The 18336-nt window shown below is 69.5% G+C and carries 16 protein-coding genes; 1 reads left to right on the top strand and 15 read right to left on the bottom strand.

Features of this window, described 5'->3' with window-relative positions:
• Nucleotides 1-486: 486 nt before the first annotated feature.
• The 15 genes from ACIQCZ_RS40325 to ACIQCZ_RS40255 form a co-directional block, all read right to left on the bottom strand.
• On the bottom strand, nucleotides 487-3201 hold the full coding sequence (locus tag ACIQCZ_RS40325; RefSeq protein WP_402290916.1) for a WD40 repeat domain-containing protein: 2715 nt from the start codon (nucleotides 3199-3201) through the stop codon (nucleotides 487-489).
• Between the two features lie 49 nt (nucleotides 3202-3250).
• Nucleotides 3251-4633 carry a hypothetical protein gene (locus ACIQCZ_RS40320; protein ID WP_402290913.1) on the bottom strand — a complete coding sequence of 461 codons (1383 nt, stop codon included), beginning with the start codon at nucleotides 4631-4633 and terminating at the stop codon, nucleotides 3251-3253.
• Nucleotides 4634-4769: 136 nt separating this feature from the next.
• Complete coding sequence (locus ACIQCZ_RS40315; RefSeq protein ID WP_402290912.1) at nucleotides 4770-5567, bottom strand: hypothetical protein; 798 nt, start codon at nucleotides 5565-5567, stop codon at nucleotides 4770-4772.
• Complete coding sequence (locus ACIQCZ_RS40310; protein ID WP_402290910.1) at nucleotides 5567-6004, bottom strand: helix-turn-helix transcriptional regulator; 438 nt, start codon at nucleotides 6002-6004, stop codon at nucleotides 5567-5569. The genes ACIQCZ_RS40315 and ACIQCZ_RS40310 overlap by 1 nt, the downstream gene beginning before the upstream one ends.
• A 149-nt stretch (nucleotides 6005-6153) precedes the next feature.
• Nucleotides 6154-6843: a hypothetical protein gene (locus ACIQCZ_RS40305; protein WP_402290907.1), complete on the bottom strand. Its 690-nt coding sequence runs from the start codon at nucleotides 6841-6843 to the stop codon at nucleotides 6154-6156.
• 278 nt (nucleotides 6844-7121) lie between these two features.
• Entirely contained in the window at nucleotides 7122-7982 is an 861-nt protein-coding gene (locus tag ACIQCZ_RS40300) for an SAM-dependent methyltransferase (protein ID WP_402290906.1), read from the bottom strand.
• Nucleotides 7983-8031: 49 nt separating this feature from the next.
• Nucleotides 8032-9288, bottom strand: coding sequence for a cytochrome P450 (locus tag ACIQCZ_RS40295; RefSeq protein WP_402290905.1), 1257 nt, complete (start codon nucleotides 9286-9288; stop codon nucleotides 8032-8034).
• Between the two features lie 41 nt (nucleotides 9289-9329).
• Nucleotides 9330-10589: a cytochrome P450 gene (locus tag ACIQCZ_RS40290; protein ID WP_402290904.1), complete on the bottom strand. Its 1260-nt coding sequence runs from the start codon at nucleotides 10587-10589 to the stop codon at nucleotides 9330-9332.
• Nucleotides 10586-11197, bottom strand: a complete 612-nt coding sequence (locus ACIQCZ_RS40285; protein ID WP_402290903.1) for a GTP-binding protein — start codon at nucleotides 11195-11197, stop codon at nucleotides 10586-10588. The genes ACIQCZ_RS40290 and ACIQCZ_RS40285 overlap by 4 nt, the downstream gene beginning before the upstream one ends.
• Complete coding sequence (locus ACIQCZ_RS40280) at nucleotides 11178-11537, bottom strand: DUF742 domain-containing protein (protein WP_402290900.1); 360 nt, start codon at nucleotides 11535-11537, stop codon at nucleotides 11178-11180. Before ACIQCZ_RS40280 ends, ACIQCZ_RS40285 begins: the two co-directional genes overlap by 20 nt.
• Nucleotides 11530-11949 (bottom strand): roadblock/LC7 domain-containing protein, encoded by a 420-nt coding sequence (locus tag ACIQCZ_RS40275; protein ID WP_402290898.1) that lies wholly within the window; start codon nucleotides 11947-11949, stop codon nucleotides 11530-11532. The genes ACIQCZ_RS40280 and ACIQCZ_RS40275 overlap by 8 nt, the downstream gene beginning before the upstream one ends.
• A gap of 1 nt (nucleotide 11950) precedes the next feature.
• On the bottom strand, nucleotides 11951-13249 hold the full coding sequence (locus ACIQCZ_RS40270) for an ATP-binding protein (protein ID WP_402290923.1): 1299 nt from the start codon (nucleotides 13247-13249) through the stop codon (nucleotides 11951-11953).
• 158 nt (nucleotides 13250-13407) lie between these two features.
• The gene (locus ACIQCZ_RS40265) at nucleotides 13408-13986 is read right to left on the bottom strand and encodes a hypothetical protein (RefSeq protein ID WP_402290896.1); all 579 of its coding nucleotides are present in this window, start codon (nucleotides 13984-13986) and stop codon (nucleotides 13408-13410) included.
• Entirely contained in the window at nucleotides 13983-15809 is a 1827-nt protein-coding gene (locus ACIQCZ_RS40260; RefSeq protein ID WP_402290893.1) for a glycoside hydrolase family 15 protein, read from the bottom strand. The genes ACIQCZ_RS40265 and ACIQCZ_RS40260 overlap by 4 nt, the downstream gene beginning before the upstream one ends.
• Before the next feature lie 321 nt (nucleotides 15810-16130).
• Nucleotides 16131-16619 carry an ATP-binding protein gene (locus tag ACIQCZ_RS40255; RefSeq protein WP_402290890.1) on the bottom strand — a complete coding sequence of 163 codons (489 nt, stop codon included), beginning with the start codon at nucleotides 16617-16619 and terminating at the stop codon, nucleotides 16131-16133.
• Between the two features lie 315 nt (nucleotides 16620-16934).
• Between ACIQCZ_RS40255 and ACIQCZ_RS40250 the strand changes: the two genes are divergently transcribed.
• Nucleotides 16935-18275: a Tat pathway signal protein gene (locus ACIQCZ_RS40250; protein WP_402290889.1), complete on the top strand. Its 1341-nt coding sequence runs from the start codon at nucleotides 16935-16937 to the stop codon at nucleotides 18273-18275.
• Nucleotides 18276-18336 lie beyond the last annotated feature (61 nt).

Genomic DNA, 18336 nt, shown 5'->3' with positions numbered 1-18336 from the left:
GCGGGGAAGGCACAGCCAGTCGACTGTGCCGTCCCGGCAGACCAGGGCGGCGGTCTGCATGTCTCCGATAAGTGCGTAATCCTCGATGCGCCCGGTCATTGGCGGTCCTTGTCTGAAGCGTGGGTCGTGGTCGTGCGGTGCACGCCACAACCTGCTGCGGAGTGATCCGCGGATGAGGGAGCGGCGGCGGTTCGGAACATGGCTTTCTGTGTCAGATCGGGTCGTTGCGGGCCGCGTAGGCGACGAGGTGTGCGCGCGAGCGGGCGTCCAGCCGCTGCATCAGGAGGCGCAGCCTCTTTCTGACGCTCTCTTCGGTCGTGCCTGTGGAGCGGGCGATACGCCGTCTTTGCCGGAGCGGAGGCCTGGGCGTCGGCAGGGTCCTGGTGCGGGCGAATCGGTCGCGGTGCCACCGCTGAGGCTCGCGCGGGCAGCATCGGACGTGTACGGCCCCTCTGGGGTGCCAAGCGGTGGTGCATCGATCGCCCTCTACGCGCTCTCGGTCAAACCCCGCCGAGGGCAGTCCCTCCATGAGAGCAGGGCGATGTCTGGTCCGAAGGCGACGGCGAGGCGGCCTCCAGGGGCCAGGGCAAGGGCGCCGACGTCATCGGGGAGGGTGAGAGTGGACCCCACCTGCTGGCACGTCGCTGCGTCCCACAGCCGCACGGTTCGCCGGTAGCCTCCGACGGCCACCAGGGACTGCCCGTCAATCTCGGCAGCGGACAGGGCGCGCACGGTGTCGCCGGTGTGGATGGAGCCCAGGCGCTCCGCAGTGGCAGGGTCCCAGATGTGGAGTGTGTCGTGGCACGCGGTGATCAGGAGTTGGCGCGCGGCCGAGTCCAGGACTGTCATGCACTCGACGTTCCGCTCGTGCCGGAGGGTGCGCGTCGTCTCGCCGGAGGCAGGGTCCCAGATCCGCACGGTGTCGAGGTCGGTGACCGCGACCACGGGCTGGTCTCCCACTGTCATGGGCAGGGCCGCCTTGATGTACTGGGCGTGCCCGGTCAGCGAGGGCAGCCCGGCCGGGCCACCTTCGGCCAGGTCCCATCCCAGCACCCGGCCGTCGTATCCGGCAGTGAACGCCACCGTTCGGTGGCTGTGGTCGAGGACGGACATGCCCAGCACCTGATGGCCATCCCGGCCGCCCACTCCGATCGTGCGCGTGAGCTCGCCGGTAGACGGGTCCCACACCCGCAGTTTGCCGCTCTCGGCCGTCACGACCGCGGGCCGGTCGCCGAGACGCGTCGCAGCGACCGCTTTGATGCCGGCCGAGCGGACGGTACACAGCTCGTGCAGCTCGGTGCCGTCGCCCACGTTCCACACCCGGGCGGCATCGGCGCGGCTGCCGGTGACCAGATGCGCTCCCGAATCTGAGCCGCCCACAGCGACAGCGATGATCTCGTCGGCGTGCCCCCGGCGGGGCCCCTCGCCGGGGACGGGAGCGGCCTCCAGGTCCACCACGACGGTGTGCCCGTGTTTGCTGACCAGGACCACCAGGCGTCCGTTCACGAACGCCGTGCTCAGCGCGTCGACGTAGCCGCCCGAGCTTGAGAGGACCGAGACGGGCCCGCGGACAACACGCCGGTCACGGAGGTCCCACACCTTGACGACGCCCCTGTAACTGGCGGTCACGACCACGCTTTGGCCGTCGATCTCGGCGACCGCGGACCTGACGCAGCCCTCGCCGAGCGCGTCGCCGAGCTGCTTCCCTGTCTGCGGATCCCACAGACGCAGCTTGTCGTCGCCGCTGGTCACCACGGTAGGCCGGCCGTCGAACCGGGCGATGGAAGCGTGGGAGATCCAGGCGTCCACACGGTCGGGGTCATCTGAGGTGAGGGACCGCCCCAGAGTCCCGCCGCTTTCGAGGTCCCATACCAGGCCGGTGCCGTCCTCTGCTCCGGTGACCGCGATGGTGCGGCCGCCCTCCTCGCCGACGGCGATCGCGGCGATGGCACCGGTCTCGTCGAGGTCCGGCACCTCCGCGGACGGGGCGTTGAGCGGGGCTCCCGTCTCCAGGTCCCACATGCGCAGTACGCGGTCGCCGCCGCCGCTGATGATGACCTGCTTGCCGGCCACGGAGGCCACCGCCACTGCCCGCACGCTCCCCAGGTGTCCGGTGATCGGCGCGCCGGCCGGGGTGCCGTCGGTGAGGCTCCAGCGCTCGATGCGTCCGCCGCACCCGCCGCCGCACCCGCCGTCATCGCACCGGCCGACACAGGCAGCGCCGGTGACGGCGATCCAGCGGCCGCCCGCCTCGGTGACAGCAAGGGCTCGGAATTTCTGCGGCGATTCAAGGCGTGCCTCGACGACGGTGGCGCCCGTGGCGAGGTCGATGACGTGCAGCGCCGACGTGCCCACCGCGACCAGGACAGGCCGGCCCTGGGCTACGGCGGTCACCTGGATACTGCCGACCCGGTACCGCCCACGCACGCGCGGGTCGAGCTGGCTCCCGGTGGCCCACTCGACCGCCCATGCCTCCGCGGGTGCCCCGTCGACCGGGACGGCGGTAATCGCGCAGGCCAACTCGTCCGCTCTCCAGCGCACGGCGTCCATGGCCAGGACCTGGCGGCGTGTCACCGGGTCGCTGTCACGGTGCCGGTCGACGGACGTGCGGTAGACATGGGAGGCCAGCCGGTCCTCGACCGAGGTGACGTGGTCCAGGAGCGGCAGTAGCTCATCCGGGCGGGCGTGGACGAACGTGTGCGCATCGATCGCAGACCGGGCTGCTCCAGGCCGCCGGTCGGTCCCGGCGGGGAAGTCGAAGTGGTCGCTTGCCGACCGCAGTTCCGAAAGCAGAGTGGAAAGGTGGAGGCCTTCACCCGCTTCCTCTCCACCCTCGTGGTCCACCTGGTAGACACGGAAGTCCCCGTCCATATCGGCGAGATCGACGACGAGATAGCACTGCCCCTGGTCGTAGCCGATCGCGTACCAGGCCCGAGGAGTCTCTTCCTCGACCAGGCCGTTCTCGACTTCGCAGTACGCGCCCAGGTGGACTTCCCGCCCGGACTCGTCATCGAAGATGAGGCGCTGCCGTTGCCGTGACGGCCACTCCATCGCGAGCAGGGCCTGCACCGCGGGCGGCACCGGGTACATGCCCACAGGAGTGCGCACCACCCACTCGCGGGGCCGGAACCCCTCGGGTATCCGGCCCTTCAGCCGGTAGACCTGGGAGCGGACATCTGGACTCAGAACGTTACTGGACATGCTGTGCAAGGGCCTTTCTAAGCGGGCGTGAAGGTGCTCTGTTCCCGCGTCACACGGTCGGTTTCCGGTTGGGGTCGACCGGGTTGATAGGGGCGCGGTATCCCCTGTGGCGGTCGGGGAAGGACTCCACGAAGTCTGCTTCTGTTGTGAACAGCTGCTCCGCGGCGCCGGTGATGTCTGCGAGTCGGTCCCGGAGCCGCAGTACGTCGGAGTCGCTGCGCAGCGACTCATAAGCAGCCAGGGCCTGGCGGAACCAGTCGGCCGCTTCCTGGGGCAGCCCGGCCTCCTTGGCGTTGAGGCCGAGAAACTCAACGGTCCAGGCCGCCCACATGTAGGCACGGCAGGCCACGAACTCCTCGTGGGCGCCCTTGCCGAGGCGCAGAGATTCGCTGTAGTCCCCGCACTGGGCCACGGCTCGCGACCACCACGCTTTCGCACGGGCGGCGTCGTACGGGTCGCCGGCCTCAGCGAGTGCTTGGTGCGCCTTCGCGAGCCGGGAGGCTGCGGAGGCAGGGTCGTCGCATGCCAGATCGAGCCGGCCGAGTTCGATATCCGTCAGCCCCACCCCACCCAAGTCCCCGGCCGTGACGCGCATCTGGCGCGCGGAGATCAGGCGCCGACGAGACTGGGGATAACGTCCGAGCTCTCGGTACTGCACACCTTGCTCATGTCGTGACCGGGCCGTCATCTGGGTGTCGCCGGCCTTCTCGGCCATCGATTCCACGTCCCGGAACGCCTGCAGCGCCCGTTCGTGCTCGCCGGTGTGGCGGTATCCGAGGCCGAGAGTGTTCAGCAGCACCCGCCCCGCTGCGAGCTCTCCGCATCGCTGTGCCGATCTCACCGCGGCCTCGTGGGCCTCGATCCACCACTGATAGCGGCGGAAGTGCCGCCAGGCTGGCCACATCGCGTGAACCAGCTGCCAGACGCAAGAGTGCAGGTCTGCCCGGGTCGCGGCCCGGACCGCGGTCATCAGATTGGGGAGCTGGCTCTCCAGCCAGGCCAGTGCCTCGGGCTCCGACTCGAAGGAGAGCGGTACGGGCTGCGAGGCGGCCGTGTAGGTCCGGCGGAACTCGGCGTGGCTGGGCGTGACGAGCTGCTCGGCTGCGGAGGCAGTGGCGATCAGCCATTCCAGGGCCAGGTGCACGACTTCCCGCTTGCTCTCCGGGTGAGCGGTGGCCCGGGCATGGGCAAGGACCTCGTCGTGGTACACGAACACCCGTCCACGTCCGGGCTGCTCGTCTGCGCGTGTCAGGAGCTGGGCGTCGGCCAGGGCGGTCAACAGGTTCATGACGTCGGCATGGGTGCCGCCGCATACAGCAGCGGCGAGCGCGACGTCCACGTCCTTCACGGGCAGGAGCGCGAGGCGCTGGCAGGCGGTTGCGGCCTGGGACGGGAGGGACATGTATGCGGCGTCGAGTGGCGGGTGGGACACGGTGCTCCTGTGCGGGGCGGTTATGGGCAGGGATGGCTGGGCCCGGTCAGGTCCGGGGCAGCGGTTCAGCGGGGCAGTGACGCGGCGACAATTACGGACAGCGGCGCTGCGATCGGGACAGTGAGCCGCAATGCGATCAGAGCGGTTCGGGGCATCGGGCGGCTCCGGTGTGCACGTAGGCGCGGCTGAGTTGCTCTTGCGCGGCGTGCACGAGCAGCTCGCGTGAGGCCGCGGGTGTGGTGAGATCCGACGTATCGGATATGAAGGCGGACAGGCGCCTGTCCGCCGGCACGTAAAGGACACCGTCGTGCTCCGGCCGGGCGAAGACCGGCCCGGCCGGCATCCTGAGCTCGACCAGATGACCTCGCGGCGCGGCGATCCGACCGGGCACCACACGCACCTCACCAACGTCCAGGTCGAGGAGGTACTGCAGCTGCGGCGCCATCACCTCTGGGGCGACGCGGTCAGTGAGGAGGATGCACTCGTCCAGGACGTAGACCGCGTGCGGGGAAGGCAGCGGGGCATCGGGAAGCGCGAACGATGGGTATCCGACCGCGCGAGCATACGCAGCGGTCTGCAGCGGCGGCGGAATCACCGCGGTCGAGACCCACCACGCCTCCCGCGCCTGCCGGGCGCATCCGGCCAGGCGCCGGTGGTGTCCGGGGGCCTCGTCCGCGATGTCTCCCGACCGGTGCATGGCAGCGGTGGCCAGGTTCTTCAGCACGGGGATGTCGTCGGAGCAGTGGTAGAGCCGGCACAGCAGTTCGATGTGCCGGAGCGTGATCGGGGTATGTCCGGCCTCCATCGAGAGGACGGTCTCCTCGCTTACGCGGATCAGATCGGCAGGTTGCGCGGGCCAGATGAGGCGACGCTCGCGTGCGTCCCTCAGGTATCCGCCCACGACCCGTACGGCGGGGTGTGTGACGACGGGCATCACATACCCCCCGTCTCAGCGCGGCTGGCGAATACCGCGCGGGCCGGCCAGGCAGTCGATCCGCCGCCCCATACCGGGCACGGTGGGGCAGCCGGTGGCGTCGCAGTGCCGGACACCTGGGTGCGACGGCCGCGGCCTGCGGATACCGCCGGGCGGCATCCGGGGCCAGCGGGGCGGGTCGGCCGGGTGAGCTCATCTACGGGATCGAACAACGGCGTACGAAGCCTGGACAGGTCCACGCCTCCACCAGCCAGCAGGAGGTACGTGAGCGGACGGTCGGCCTTCACTCCCAACCGAATTTGCGCATCCCGCAGATGGGACCGCACCCCACCGGTGGTTATGCCCAGCTCGTCAGCGATCTCCTCTGGGGTGAGACCAACAGCGTTCAGCGCTGCGGCTTCCCTGCGACGAGGTGAAAGGTCGAATGGTGCGTTCATCAGTCCTCATGAAGTTGCGGCAGCGGCTGGGGGCATGGTGTCCAGGCCGGCCGGTCCCAGGCGGCTGGCCGACCGGCGCGCGCCATCGGCACGGCGGTTCATCGACGCTTCCTGGGCACGGGGGGCCAAAATCCTGCTCGGCGCGGGCATTACGGCTTCCCCAGCTGTGCGGCGAGAGCGGCGACGAACTCCGGGTCGGCGAAGGTCACCTCGCGCAGGTCCCGGGCGAGCCGGGTCGCTACCGCGGCCGACATGACGCGCTCGTTCCGCAACGGCACCAGTTGCTCCAGCACGCGGATCCCCTTGGGCGGTGGGTAGAGGTCGGCGAACACCCCGTAAACCGGGGCCTGGCGCACCCACAGCAGCTGTCGGCCGCGCTCCTCCAGGACAGGGCATCGGCGCAAAGCGCACCTGGCACAGGAGGGAGGCATGTCCGTCGGGCCTGTGATGGCGCTGCGTTCTCCGGTCTCCAGGAACTCGGTCAAGACCCACAGCGTCCCCTTCTTGGGCACGTGGGTGGCCGGTCTTCTGCAGCCCTGACACCGTCGGAGGTCCATGCAATGGAACTGGCGCAGGGGTGAGAGCCGGCCCCCGTCGACCTTGCCGCCGGGGGTGCCCTCTGTGCGGGCGAGCAGGACATCGATGCCGGGGTGGCGGTCGTAGGGGCCCGGTGTGCGGTAGGCGATCCACCCGTCCGGGCCTTTCACCAGATCCGGCGCCGGTGATTTCTCGTCCGCGGTCATGGCGATGTAGGGCACATGCCGGGCATTGAGAGGGCTCGGCGGCACAGCCGGGCTGGCCAGGACGGCACGTCCGGCAGGTTCGGGTCCTCTGCGCATTTCTTTCCATTTCAGGTGAAACGTGAGACGGGGGTTGGGGATGGAGTGCGATGGGGCCGGCTGCCTCCCCCCGGAGTGGATCAGGGCCGGGAGGCAGCCGGGGCGCAGGGCTACCGGCGGGGCTGCGCGAGGGTCGAGCCCGCCCGCAGGGCTGCGCCGTCCTCTCCGGTGCCGGTTTCAACCTGCGGCCCTTGCGGTGGCCGCACTGGCTGGAGAGGCCCCCGGGAAGCCGTGTCCGTGAGGAGTACGTCCTCGTGGACACGGCTGGCCGGGGTTGGTCAGCGGTGTGCGGGCTTCGGGTGGATCAGGATCGCCGCGTAGCTGTTGCCGTGGTGGGGCGGCAGGGCTGTGCGGGAGCGGTTCAGGTGGTACTGGCCCACCGGCACGATGCCGGGGTCACGGATGGGCCAGGGGCGGGGGGACGCCTCTGTGAGGTCGCGTATCTCCTCGGCGGTCCGCAGGCGCATGGGCAGTCCCGCCGCGGCGTAGCAGCGTGCCGCGGCCGCGGCCGTTTCGTCACGGCGCAGGTCGGCGGTGGAGTGGGTGAGCGAGAGGACACTGCCGGGCGGCGCCCCGTCAAGAATCGCGCCCACGCTGGCACGGGCGTCCGCATGGTCGGGGATCCAGGGCAGGACGTCATGGAGCAGGAATCCGGCTGGCCGGGACGGGTCCAGGCCGTGGAGCGGCAGATCACGCAGGATCTGCAGCATGTTCCGCAGATCCGCGTGCACGAAGCAGTGCAGACCCGGCCGGCTGCTCAGGAGCTGGGGGCCGTGATTGATGACGTACGGGTCGCAGTCGACATGGATGACGGTGGCGTCAGGGCCGGTGGACAGAGCGGTGCAGGGAAAGCGTGGGTTGAGGGTCGGCAGTCCGCTGCCCAGGTCGACGAACTGCGTGATCCCACAGTCCCAGAGCATCTCGACCGTCCGATGCGCGTACTGTCGGCTGGTTTCGAGCGCCTTGCTGGTCCAGGGTGCCGCGTTGAGCACGTCCATGCCCAGGCGGCGGTCTGCGGGGTAGTGGTGGCGGTCCCCGCCGAGCAGCCAGTCCGTGACCCGGGCGGTCGAGGGTGCGGTGGCCTGGGTGGTGCTGTTCACGTCGACGTCGACTGCGGGGGCGGGGGCGGGGGCGTTCACTGCCGGTCTCCTTCAGAGCATGTGTGTGCGGTGACGTTGGGGTGTTGGCTCATGCCCGGGCCTGGTTGAGGTAGGCGGGGAGAGCCTGGACGGAGTTGGAGATCAGGGACGGCACGGGAACCAGTGATTCGGGGTTGGTGGCGAGGGACAGATCGGGGTACTTGCTGAACAGGGCTTCCAGCGCGATCGCGGCTTCCATCCGTGCCAGGGGTGCGCCGAGGCAGACGTGGGGGCCGCCGCCGAAGGCCAGATGCCGGGCCTGGGTGCGGGTGATGTCGAACCGGTCGGCGTCCTGGCCGTGCTGGGCCCTGTCGCGGCCGGCTGCGCTGTAGGGGGCGAGGACCGCGTCGCCGGCGGGTATGGTCACGCCGGCTATGTGCAGGTCCTCGCGGGGGTAGCGGGCGAGGAAGTTGCCGATGGGGGCGTCCCAGCGCAGGGTTTCCTCCACGACGACGGGCCAGACGGACGGGCCGGCGCTCAGCGCGAGGTCGAGTTGGTCAGGGTGGGTGAGCAGGGCGCGCTGCGCGTTGGTGATGAGGCTGAGGGTGGTTTCGTGGCCGGCGGAGATCATCAGCCAGAGGGTGCCGGTCAGCTCTGTGTCGCTGAGCAGGTTGGGGTTGTCCTTCTGGACGGCGATCAGGTTGCTGGTGAGATCGTCGCCCGGTGCGCGTCGGTTGTGCGCGACGACCTCGTCGAGGAGCTCGTAAATGAGGCGTTGTGTCGAGAGGACTTCTTCGGGCTTCGCGGTGGAGTCGAAGATGGACCGGACCAGGCGCCGCATCCGGGGGCGGCGTGGGCCGGGGACTCCGATGACGTCGCAGATGGCGGTCATTGGCAGGGGGTAGGCCAGGTGTTCACGCAGGTCGACGGAGCCGTCCGGGCCGGTGTGCTCGGGCAGTGCCTGGACGAGAGTGTGGGCGAGTTCGGTGACGCGCGGGCGCATGGCCCGGACGCGTTCAGGGGTGAGGACCTGGGTGACGACGCGGCGCAGGCGGCGGTGGTCGTCGCCGTCGGCCGTCACCATGTTGGTGACCTTGACCATGCCGGTCAGCGGCCAGTCCTCGGGGATCCGGTTGGTGCGGATGTCCGTCCACCGGTGCCAGTCCTTGCTGACCCGCGGGTCGTTCACCAGTTCCGTCAGCAGCCGGTGCGTGGTCACGGCCCATGCTTCCACGTCGCCGGGCAGGATCACCTTCACGACCGGGCCGAGCTCGCGCAGGCGTGCGGCCTCGCCCTGGTGGTCGGCGCCGGTCGGGTCCAGGCGCAGAACGGGAACGTGCGGGGCGTTGTGTTGTGGTGCCGTCATGATCTACCTCCGGTACGCGGTGCGGGAGCGGGCGGGATGGGCTATCGGACGGACGGGTCCAGGGCGGTGTCCCGGGCCGGGGCGAATGTGACGGGCAGGGTTTCCAGGTGACGCATCCAGGGGGAGGGGAAGGACGTCACGGCTTCGGCGGGGACGCTGAGTGCGATCCGGGGCAAGCCGTGCAGGGCCTGCTCGACGGCGACGCGGGCGATCAGGCGGGCGGGGGTACGGGCCGGGCACTGGTGCGGGCCCGCGCTCCAGCCGAGGTGGGACCGGTTGTCGATCTCCCGTTCCATGGCGTCGGTGTGGATGCGCGGATCGGCGTTCGCCGCGGCCAGGCCGAGGATCAGGGCATCGCCGCAGGCGATCCGCCGGCCGCCGAGTTCGGTATCGATGAGGGCGTAGCGTGCGGGCATGTGGGTCATGGGCGGGTCGTGCCACAGGACTTCGTCCAGGGCTTCGCCCACGCCGAGACGTCCGCCGCGCAGCCGGCTCTCGAAGCGGGGGTCGGTCAGCATCAGCCACAGGGCCCGGGAGATCCAGGCGGACAGGGTCTGCTGCCCGGCGGAGATCAGCACGACGAGAGACTGCAGGATTTCGTCGTCGGAGCGCAGGTCCGGGTGCCGGACCAGGGAACTGGCCATGTCGCTCGCACCCTTGACCTGGCGGGCGCGTATCAGTCGGGCGAGGATCTCCTCGAACCGGCGGTTGCCGTCCTGGGCATCATCCGCCGATCCGAAGAGCGCCGCGAGCGTCTCCAGAAGCTCCTGCCGCTCCTGCGGGTCCAGGCCGGACACGGCGGCGAGGGCGAGCAGCGGGACGATCTGGGCGTACTCGCTGACCAGGTCCGCGTGCCCGCGATGCCTGAACGCGGCCAGGAGGTCCCGGCATGTCCGTTCGACGATCCGGCGCATCTGCCGCTGGTCGACCGCTGCCAGGGCGTCGTCGAGCGGGCGGCGCAGGCGACGGTGCTCCATGCCGTCGGCGCCGATCACGTTGTCCCGGTAGAACATCATCGGCCCCAGCCCCGAGTCGGGCGCGACGACGCCGCTCTGGTAGTCGCCCCAGTTCCGTGCGTCGCGGCTGAACACGTGCTCGTTGCGGACGAGGTGCAGCAGTTCCGGATGCCCCATCACCAGCCAGGCGTTTACCCCGGGCTCAAGTTCGACGCGGGCCACCGGCCCCCACGTTTCCCGCAGGTCATGGTAGGTGTCCGGCAGGCTGGTGCTGGCCGTGATGCCGGACAGCGGTACTGGGCTGGCGGCCGTGCGTGCGGGGCATTCGGGAGGAGGGGTTGTCATTCAAGCTCCTTGACGGAGGAGGGCGCGGGCAGGTCCGGGCCGCGTACGTGATCAACGAGAGCGATCAGGACGTCCCGCGATGAGTCACGGCTGGTGGCGTCGCACTCCACCACGGGGGTTTCGGGCAGCAGGTCCAGTGCCTCCCGGAGTTCCTCGGGGGAGTGCCTCTGTGTATCGGGGAAGACGTTGACCGCCACGATGAACGGCAGCTGGTGCAGCTCGAGTTCGCCGAGCACCTCGAAGCAGGACTCCAGGCAGCGGGTATCGACCAGGACGACCACGCCTATGGCGCCCTCGGCCAGGCCCTTCCACACGGCCCAGAAGCGCTGCTGCCCCGGTACGCCGAACATGTACAGCACGACGGTGTCGCTCAGCGTGATGCGGCCGAAGTCCATCGCTACCGTCGTGTGGGTCTTCGTCGCACTGCCGGGGGTGTCGACACCCACGCTTGCGACCGTCATCGGCTCCTCGGTGCGCAGAGGGGTGATCTCGCTGACGGATCCGACCAGGGTCGTCTTGCCGACACCGAACGGACCGGCAACAAGGATCTTGACCGCGTTGTCCGTTGTTGCGGGAAGCCCGGAGGAGTCAGATTTTCTGGAGACCATGCAGCACCTCACGCAGCAGATCGCGGTCCGGGGCGTCGGCCTTGGGGATGGCCTGCCGCCAGCTCAGATGGTTGGAGTCGACGAGGTCGGAGGCCAGCACGCTGACGATGCTGGTCGGCAGGCCGAGCAGGGCCGCGGCTTCGACGAGGGACTGCATCCGGGAACACAGCTCCAGGAGCTGCCGGGCCTGACGGGTCGCCGCCGGCGGCAGCGGATCGTCCGTGTCGGTCGCGATCAGCAGCGTGTCGATGCGGAACTGGCGCTTCGCCTCGGCACGGCCGCCCGTCAGCACGAAAGACCGTACGGGGTGGTCCCGGTAGTCCTCCCCGGTGTCATCCATGCTCGGGGCCAGGTGTCCTGGCGGGCGTCTCCAGCCCCCTGCCCAACTGCTGCACGCGCTCCTGCATGAACTGGGCGATCATGCCCGGGTTCGCCTGCATGTCAGTGACCACGGCGAGCACGGACCCCGTGCCGGCCGGCCGCATGAACACATGACCACCCGGGATGGTGATCACCATCTGGCCCAAGCACGGATCCTCGGGTCCCCCGTGGTCCACCTCGGGCGGGAACTGGCCGGCGAGCGCCCTGGCGAGCGACTGCGCCCCGCTGATGGCCGCCGCGGCCCGCTCCGCGTCGTCCCTGTCCGTGGAGGCGCAGTGCGCCCTCACCAGACCGTCGCTGGTCACCAGTACGGTGTGACGCACTCCCTTCAACTGCGGGATGTTTCCCAGCAGCCAGTCACTCTCCGCCATGTCAGAACTCCTTCGGTCCCTGCTTGTCACCGGAATCCACGGCCGACCTGTCAGCCGTGAAATAGCTGTTCATCCACTCGCCGGCCACCTCGGGCGACTCCTCAGCCACCTCGGCGACGCCCGGCGAAACCCTCTGATCCGACGGCGCGGCCTCACCACGGCGCGAGCGCCGCGAGGGAAGACCACCAGAACCACGCGCGACCCGGCTGCGACCGCCAAGGGCAGCTACCGGCATGGCGTCCGTGCGCACCTCCAGGCCCCGGCCGTTCGTCGCCGTACCGGCCGGGGCACTGAGCGGCACCACCGTCACCAACGTCCCGGGAACCCGGACCACCGCACGCAGCCCCCCGTACACCGACTGCTGAAGATCGGCGTACAGGCCCAGCCGGCGCACATACTCACCGACCACGGCCAGCCCCGTCTGCGGCAGCTCACCCAGATCCGCGAGCCCGCGCACAGCACTCCCCGACACCACCGCCCTCATCTCGAGCAGCTGATGCTCGGTCACACCGGGCCCGCAGTCATCGATCTGGATGACCGCACCCTGTTGCACCTTGCTGACCTGGACCATCACCCGCGAGGTAGGCGGCGACGACTGTGTCGCGTTCGCCAGCAGTTCGGCCAGAACATGGATCAGACCCTCGACCGCCTCCGGAACCACAGCGACGGTCTGGTCACCCACCACTTCGACACGCGAGTACGCCTCGATGCGCCCGCTGCCCGCCAGGGCCACATCCACCAGGGCCAGTGCCTTGGTCCACTGCTGCCCCGGCACCTCACCGCACAGCAGCAGCAGACCTGCCGCACGACGAGCCTGCTGCGCGGCCATGTGATCCAGACGCATGCACTCCGTCACAACATCGGGCAGGCCGTCGTGCCGCCGGATCATCCCGTCCGCATACTCCTGAGCACGGTGCGCGGATTCCTGGACCCGGCGTGCCAGAGCGACCACGGCCAACCGGGTCGACTCCTGCTCGTCCGCACCCGCCCTGGCCCCGGCCGCGGCCAAGGAGAGCACCTGCCCGACCACCGCAGCGACCTCTTCATCAGCAACAGCGGTGCTGCCTGCCACCGAAACCTCGCCGCGCAGAGCCGCCGGCAGATCCACGCCCACCAACTGACGCAACGCCCGCAACAGACGCTCATACCGCTTCTGCGCCTTCTGAGCCTGCTGTTGTTGCCACGTCCTTTGCTCGCGGAGCCTCTCATCCGAGGCACGGGCCTGGCTCGCCGCCCGCTGCTCCGCCTGCTCCAACTTGACGGTCAAGGCACGCACGGCCTTCGCCTTCGACCGGCTCATCCGCACCAGGGCCCCCAGCGCACCCATGCAGACAACAATGAGGTCGGCTATCTGAATGGTCATGGTTCTCTCGTGTTGTCAGAAGGCTGAACGGCTGAACAGATGCGTGGGCACACTTGCCCCTTGCCTTGCAGGCAGGAGTTCTTTGGGTGTGGTGGTCAGACACGGCACACCTCACTCACTGGCCACCTTTCACGGCGGACCGCGGGCGAGCGCTGCAGGCTGAGCGCGTCGTGCAGCACGTCCGCGCCGGTCGTGACCGCCGCCGCAGCCCCCATACCCAGCCCGAGCGGGTCCACCCAGGCGCGGGACTCACACGCCGCGACGTCACCCGGCACGCATATGAGGGGCTGGGCGGGAGAGTGACGGATACAGTCGGAATGCGCGGCGAGCCACGTGTCCGCCGTACCGAGCTCGACCGGGATCAGAACAAATGGGTGCTCACTGCAGGCCAGGTACGGGCCGACCACCTCGCCGCCCTTGAGCAGATGACTGATCGCCAGCAGCCCCAGACGCCTGCCGACCCGGACCGCGTCGAACACGAGCGGAAACGCGTGTGGGCGGGACAGTCCACCGAACTCCTCCACCACGCCCTGCAGGGGCGCCCGGTCAGCAGGGAACGCCGGAGGAACGGGGCACAGGCAACGGGGCACGGCCGCGTGCTCGCCGCCCACCGCGCCGACCGGCCAGGACCTGCTCGCCGCGACGGGCAGGAGCGAAGAGATCAGGGCGTTCATGCCGCAATCACCGGCATGCAGGCCTGCGCCCTCTCCTGCAGCAGAACGGCGCTCTGGACGACACCGGCATGGGGGAACCCCTGAGGATAGTTGCCGACCTGCCGACGCGTAAGCGGGTCGTACTCCTCGGCGAGCAGACCGACGTCGCTGCGCAGTTCCAGCAGCCGCTGGTACAGCGCGCGCGCCTGGGCCAGTCGGCCGGTGAGAGCGAGAGCGTCGACCAGCCAGAAGGAGCACAGGAGGAAGGCGCCCTCGCCACCGGGCAGGCCGTCCAGGCCCTGTGCGGCACCGGCGGTGGGGTAGCGGCGGACCAGGCCGTCGGGCGTGGCGAGTTCCCGCATGACCGCGTCGACCGTGCCGATCACCCTGGGGTCGTCCGGCGGGAGGAACCCGGTGCGCGGGATCAGCAGCAGGGAAGCGTCCAGCTCCCGCGAACCGTAGGCCTGGGTGAACGTGTTCCGTGTCTCGTCGAACCCGTGCTCGCACACATCCGCGTGGATCTCCTCACGCAGCTGCACGAGGTCTCCGAGGTCCGCGTCGAGCATCCCGGCCTCGACGAGGCGGACCGTCCGGTCGACCGCGACCCACGCCATGATCTTGGAGTGGACGAAGTGACGACGGCCGCCGCGGACCTCCCAGATCCCGTCATCGGCGTCCTTCCAATGGTTGCGGAGGTAGTTGACCAGCCCCAGGTGCAGCGCGGCCGTGTCCTCGCACCGCTCGATGCCGTGCTCGTGGGCGACGAGAAGGGTGTCGATGACCTCGCCGGGTACATCGAGCTGGAGCTGTCCGACCGCGCCGTTGCCCACGCGCACTGGGGCGGAACCCTCGTAGCCGGGCAGCCAGTCGAGCACCCGCTCTGTCAGTTCGCGCTCGCCGTTGATGCCGTACATGATCTGGAAGTTCTCCGGGTCCCCGGCGACGGCCCCCACCAGCCAGCCCCGCCACGCCACGGCCTCGGCCGTGTAGCCGGTATGCAGCAGGGCGGACAGCATGATCGCCGCGTCACGCAGCCAGGTGTAGCGGTAGTCCCAGTTCCGTACACCGCCGATCTCCTCCGGCAGCGATGTCGTCGGCGCGGCGACGATCGCCCCGCTCGGCGCGTACGTCATCGCCTTGAGAGTGATCAGAGAGCGGGCCACGGCCTCGCGGTAGGGGCCGTCGTACGTGCACTGGCCCACCCAGTCACGCCAGAACTTCAGGGTCGCGGCCAACGAGGCCTCAGCATTGGGGACATCCGGATCGCCGGCGTGGGCGGACTGCCAGCCGAGGGCGAAGACGAGACTCTGGCCGGCCGCGACCGTGAAACAGCTGTACGCGGCTCCGTCCTTCTCCTTGGAGCTCACGGTGGCAGGGCTGTCGAGCCAGAGCGCGTCCGGCCCCAGAATCGAGACCGTGCGCCCCTCGGCCACGTCGATCCACGGAAGCTGCCGTCCGTACCTGAAACGCGGGCGGAACTCGGAAGCCATCTCCACCTCGCCGGTTACGCCGTCGATGACCCGGATCACTTGCGGCGCACGGCCGTTCCACGGCGGCATGAAGTCGGTGACACGGACAGTGCCGCCCGGGGTGTCCCACTCGGACTCCAGGACGAGGGAGTCACCCCGATAGCGGCGCCGGTCGGCATACGGGGCCTGCTCGCCCGCACCGACCGCGGGGCCTATCAGCCAGGAGCCGTGCTCCTTGGCACCGAGGAGCGCGGCGAAGACAGCCGCGTCGGCGAAGTTCTGCAGGCACAGCCAGTCGATCGAGCCGTTACGGCAGACCAGCGCGGCAGTCTGCATGTCTCCGATGAGCGCGTAGTCCTCGATACGGGATGACATGGGGGGGTTCCGATCTGTGCTTGGAGAGGCCCGGAGTGCCGGGCGGTGCGGTTGACTTGGCGGCGTTCCTCGAGCCGCGCGTGCTGAGGGAGGGCGCCGGGGCGGTGGCGCGTGTCGTCGGCCGTTCGCCGGTGGGGGCAGTGCGTCAGGGACTCAAGACCGGGGCATGGACACTGCAGCCATCAGGCCGCCTGGTCCGGCACCAGAGGGTGGACGCCACGTCGCGCGCGGCCGAAGGGGGCGAAGCCGGATCTGTGTGCGACGGTGACAGCTTGGCGGGCACGCGGCGGCGGAAACCTGTGCGAGCGCGGCCGGTGAGACTCATGCCGCCTCCCGGCCCGATGCCGGAGTGCAGGACATCTCCATCCACACCGACTTTCCGGCGCCGGTCGACGATGCCTCCACACCCCATCGGTCCGCGATGGTCTGCACGAGGAGCATTCCGCGACCACTCATCTCGTCCTCCGTAGCGGCGTACACGCGGGGCCGCTCGCCAGAGGGGTCTTCAACCTTGAACCTGATCCGCTGCCCGTCACAGTTCGCTGCGACCGTGAGCCTGCCATCGCGTTCATGGCGGCATCCGTGCACCACCGCGTTGGCCATGAGCTCCTGAGCAACCAACGCGAACTCGTCCGCCAGATGCCCGAGCCCCGACTGCCGCAGCATCTCCACCAGACCGTGCCGGAGAGCCCCGATTGCCTCGCAGTCCGCGACCAGAGAGGTCACGAACGTGAACAGACATGGGGCGGGCCCCTCGGCACCGAGGCCAGCCGACGTCTCCGCAGGCGAGCGGTGGGGGATCTCGGCCATCACACACGCTCCTTGACCTGCTCCATTGCGAAACCACGGATGAGTCGGCCCGCCACGAGTCCCGAGGCACACGCTGAGCTCCTTCTCTCGACTGGTCGGTGAGCTGCTGTTGGACATGGGCCGAGGTCGAACGCATGAGGTGGCCAGAAACTCTGCACGGGCCGGGGGTTGCGGGAATATCGTTTCCACGAGGGAACCGCGTCCGGGGCCTGGGGGGAATCCCGATCGGCCCGAGGATCCGATGCACGTGATGCAAGATCGTTTCAGGGACAGGGGCCCATCGTGGGGCGCACACGTAACCGCCGACTGGAAGCTGTGATCCGGGAGTTGGGGCTGCCTCAAGCACGCCTGGCGGCCAGACTTCGCGTCGTCGCGGCGGAGAACGGCGCTCACGAGCTGGCCGCTGCCAACCAGTCCTCCATCGCCCGATGGATCGCTGGCACGCGCCCCAGCGGCCGGGCTCCGGCTATCTTGGCCGAGACGCTCTCGCGAGGCCTCGATCGCACCGCCACGCTTGCCGACATCGGGCTCGTTGCCGATGAGGGTGGCGAGCCGAAGCCACCGCAGTGGAGCACCGACACGCTGGAGAGCCTCGGGGGCACTGACATGGACATGAATCGGCGACGAGCGCTGGTGACCTCGGCCTACTCCGTAGCGGGCCTGGCCCTGCCCTCCGAGTTGTGGTGGAAGGAAGCAGCCGAACGTGCCCGAGCCCGCAAGGCGGCAACGAATCGCACCGTCACCGCACAAGACGTCGACAGCGTCCGCGAAATGGCCGTCTTCTTCTCTCGCCGCGACCAGCAGTGCGGCGGCCGCGGTGTTGGCCGCACAGCACTGGTGGCGTACCTGCGCACCGAGATCGCCGACTACCTCAACAGCCGATTCCCCTCCGAACAGGTTCGGCGCGCCATGACCTCCGCTGCTGGTGAGCTCGCGTACCTCGCCGAATGGACGGCCTTCGACGCGGGAGACCACCCGGTCGCAATGCACTGGTTCACCGTCGCCACGCAATTGGCCGAGGAAGCCAGAGACGCACCGCTGGCAGGCCACGTCCTGCGTGCAATGGCACACCAGGCTGTGGATCTCAAACAGCCCGGGCAAGCAGTACGCCTGGCCACCGACTCCATCGCCGGGAAGAGATACTCCAACGCCAGCTGGCGCGAGAGGGCGCTGATCGGAGTGGTCCACGCCCGCGCCCTGGCCGCAGACAACCGCCGCAAAGAGGCCGTCGCGGCCCTCGCCCGCGCCGAGAGCGATCTCAGCAAGGCGGGAAACACAGACGAACCCGGCCGCGTCTGGTTCTTCGGCGAGGCCAGCCTCGCACACGAGACCGCAGCCGCACTGCGAGACCTTGGAGACCTGAAGGGAGCGGAGAAACAGTTCCGCCACAGCGTCCGAACCCGCCGCGCCCAGTTCGCCCGGACCCACTCGGTGACCCTCGGCTACCTGGGTGCCGTGCAGATCCAGCAAGGTCACCTTGACGCCGCGTGCGACACGTGGGACCAGGCACTGAACGCCATGACCGGGGTGCAGTCGGGCCGGGCCCGGGAGACCGTGGTCCAGATGCGTCGCGCATTCAGCCCGTTCCGCGGCCGAGGAGGAAGCCTGGCCGCCGAACTCGACGCCAAGGCCCGGGCAGTGCTCGACGTAGGCTGACGCAGTCACGACACCAATCGTGGCCGCCGGCCGGGCTGCCACCCAGACAAGAACGAAGGGA

The organism is Streptomyces sp. NPDC093149, assembly GCF_044754145.1.
Taxonomy (GTDB): Bacteria; Actinomycetota; Actinomycetes; order Streptomycetales; family Streptomycetaceae; genus Streptomyces.
Note: the sequence above shows the minus strand (reverse complement) of the source record. Positions and strands in the feature narration are given on the sequence as shown.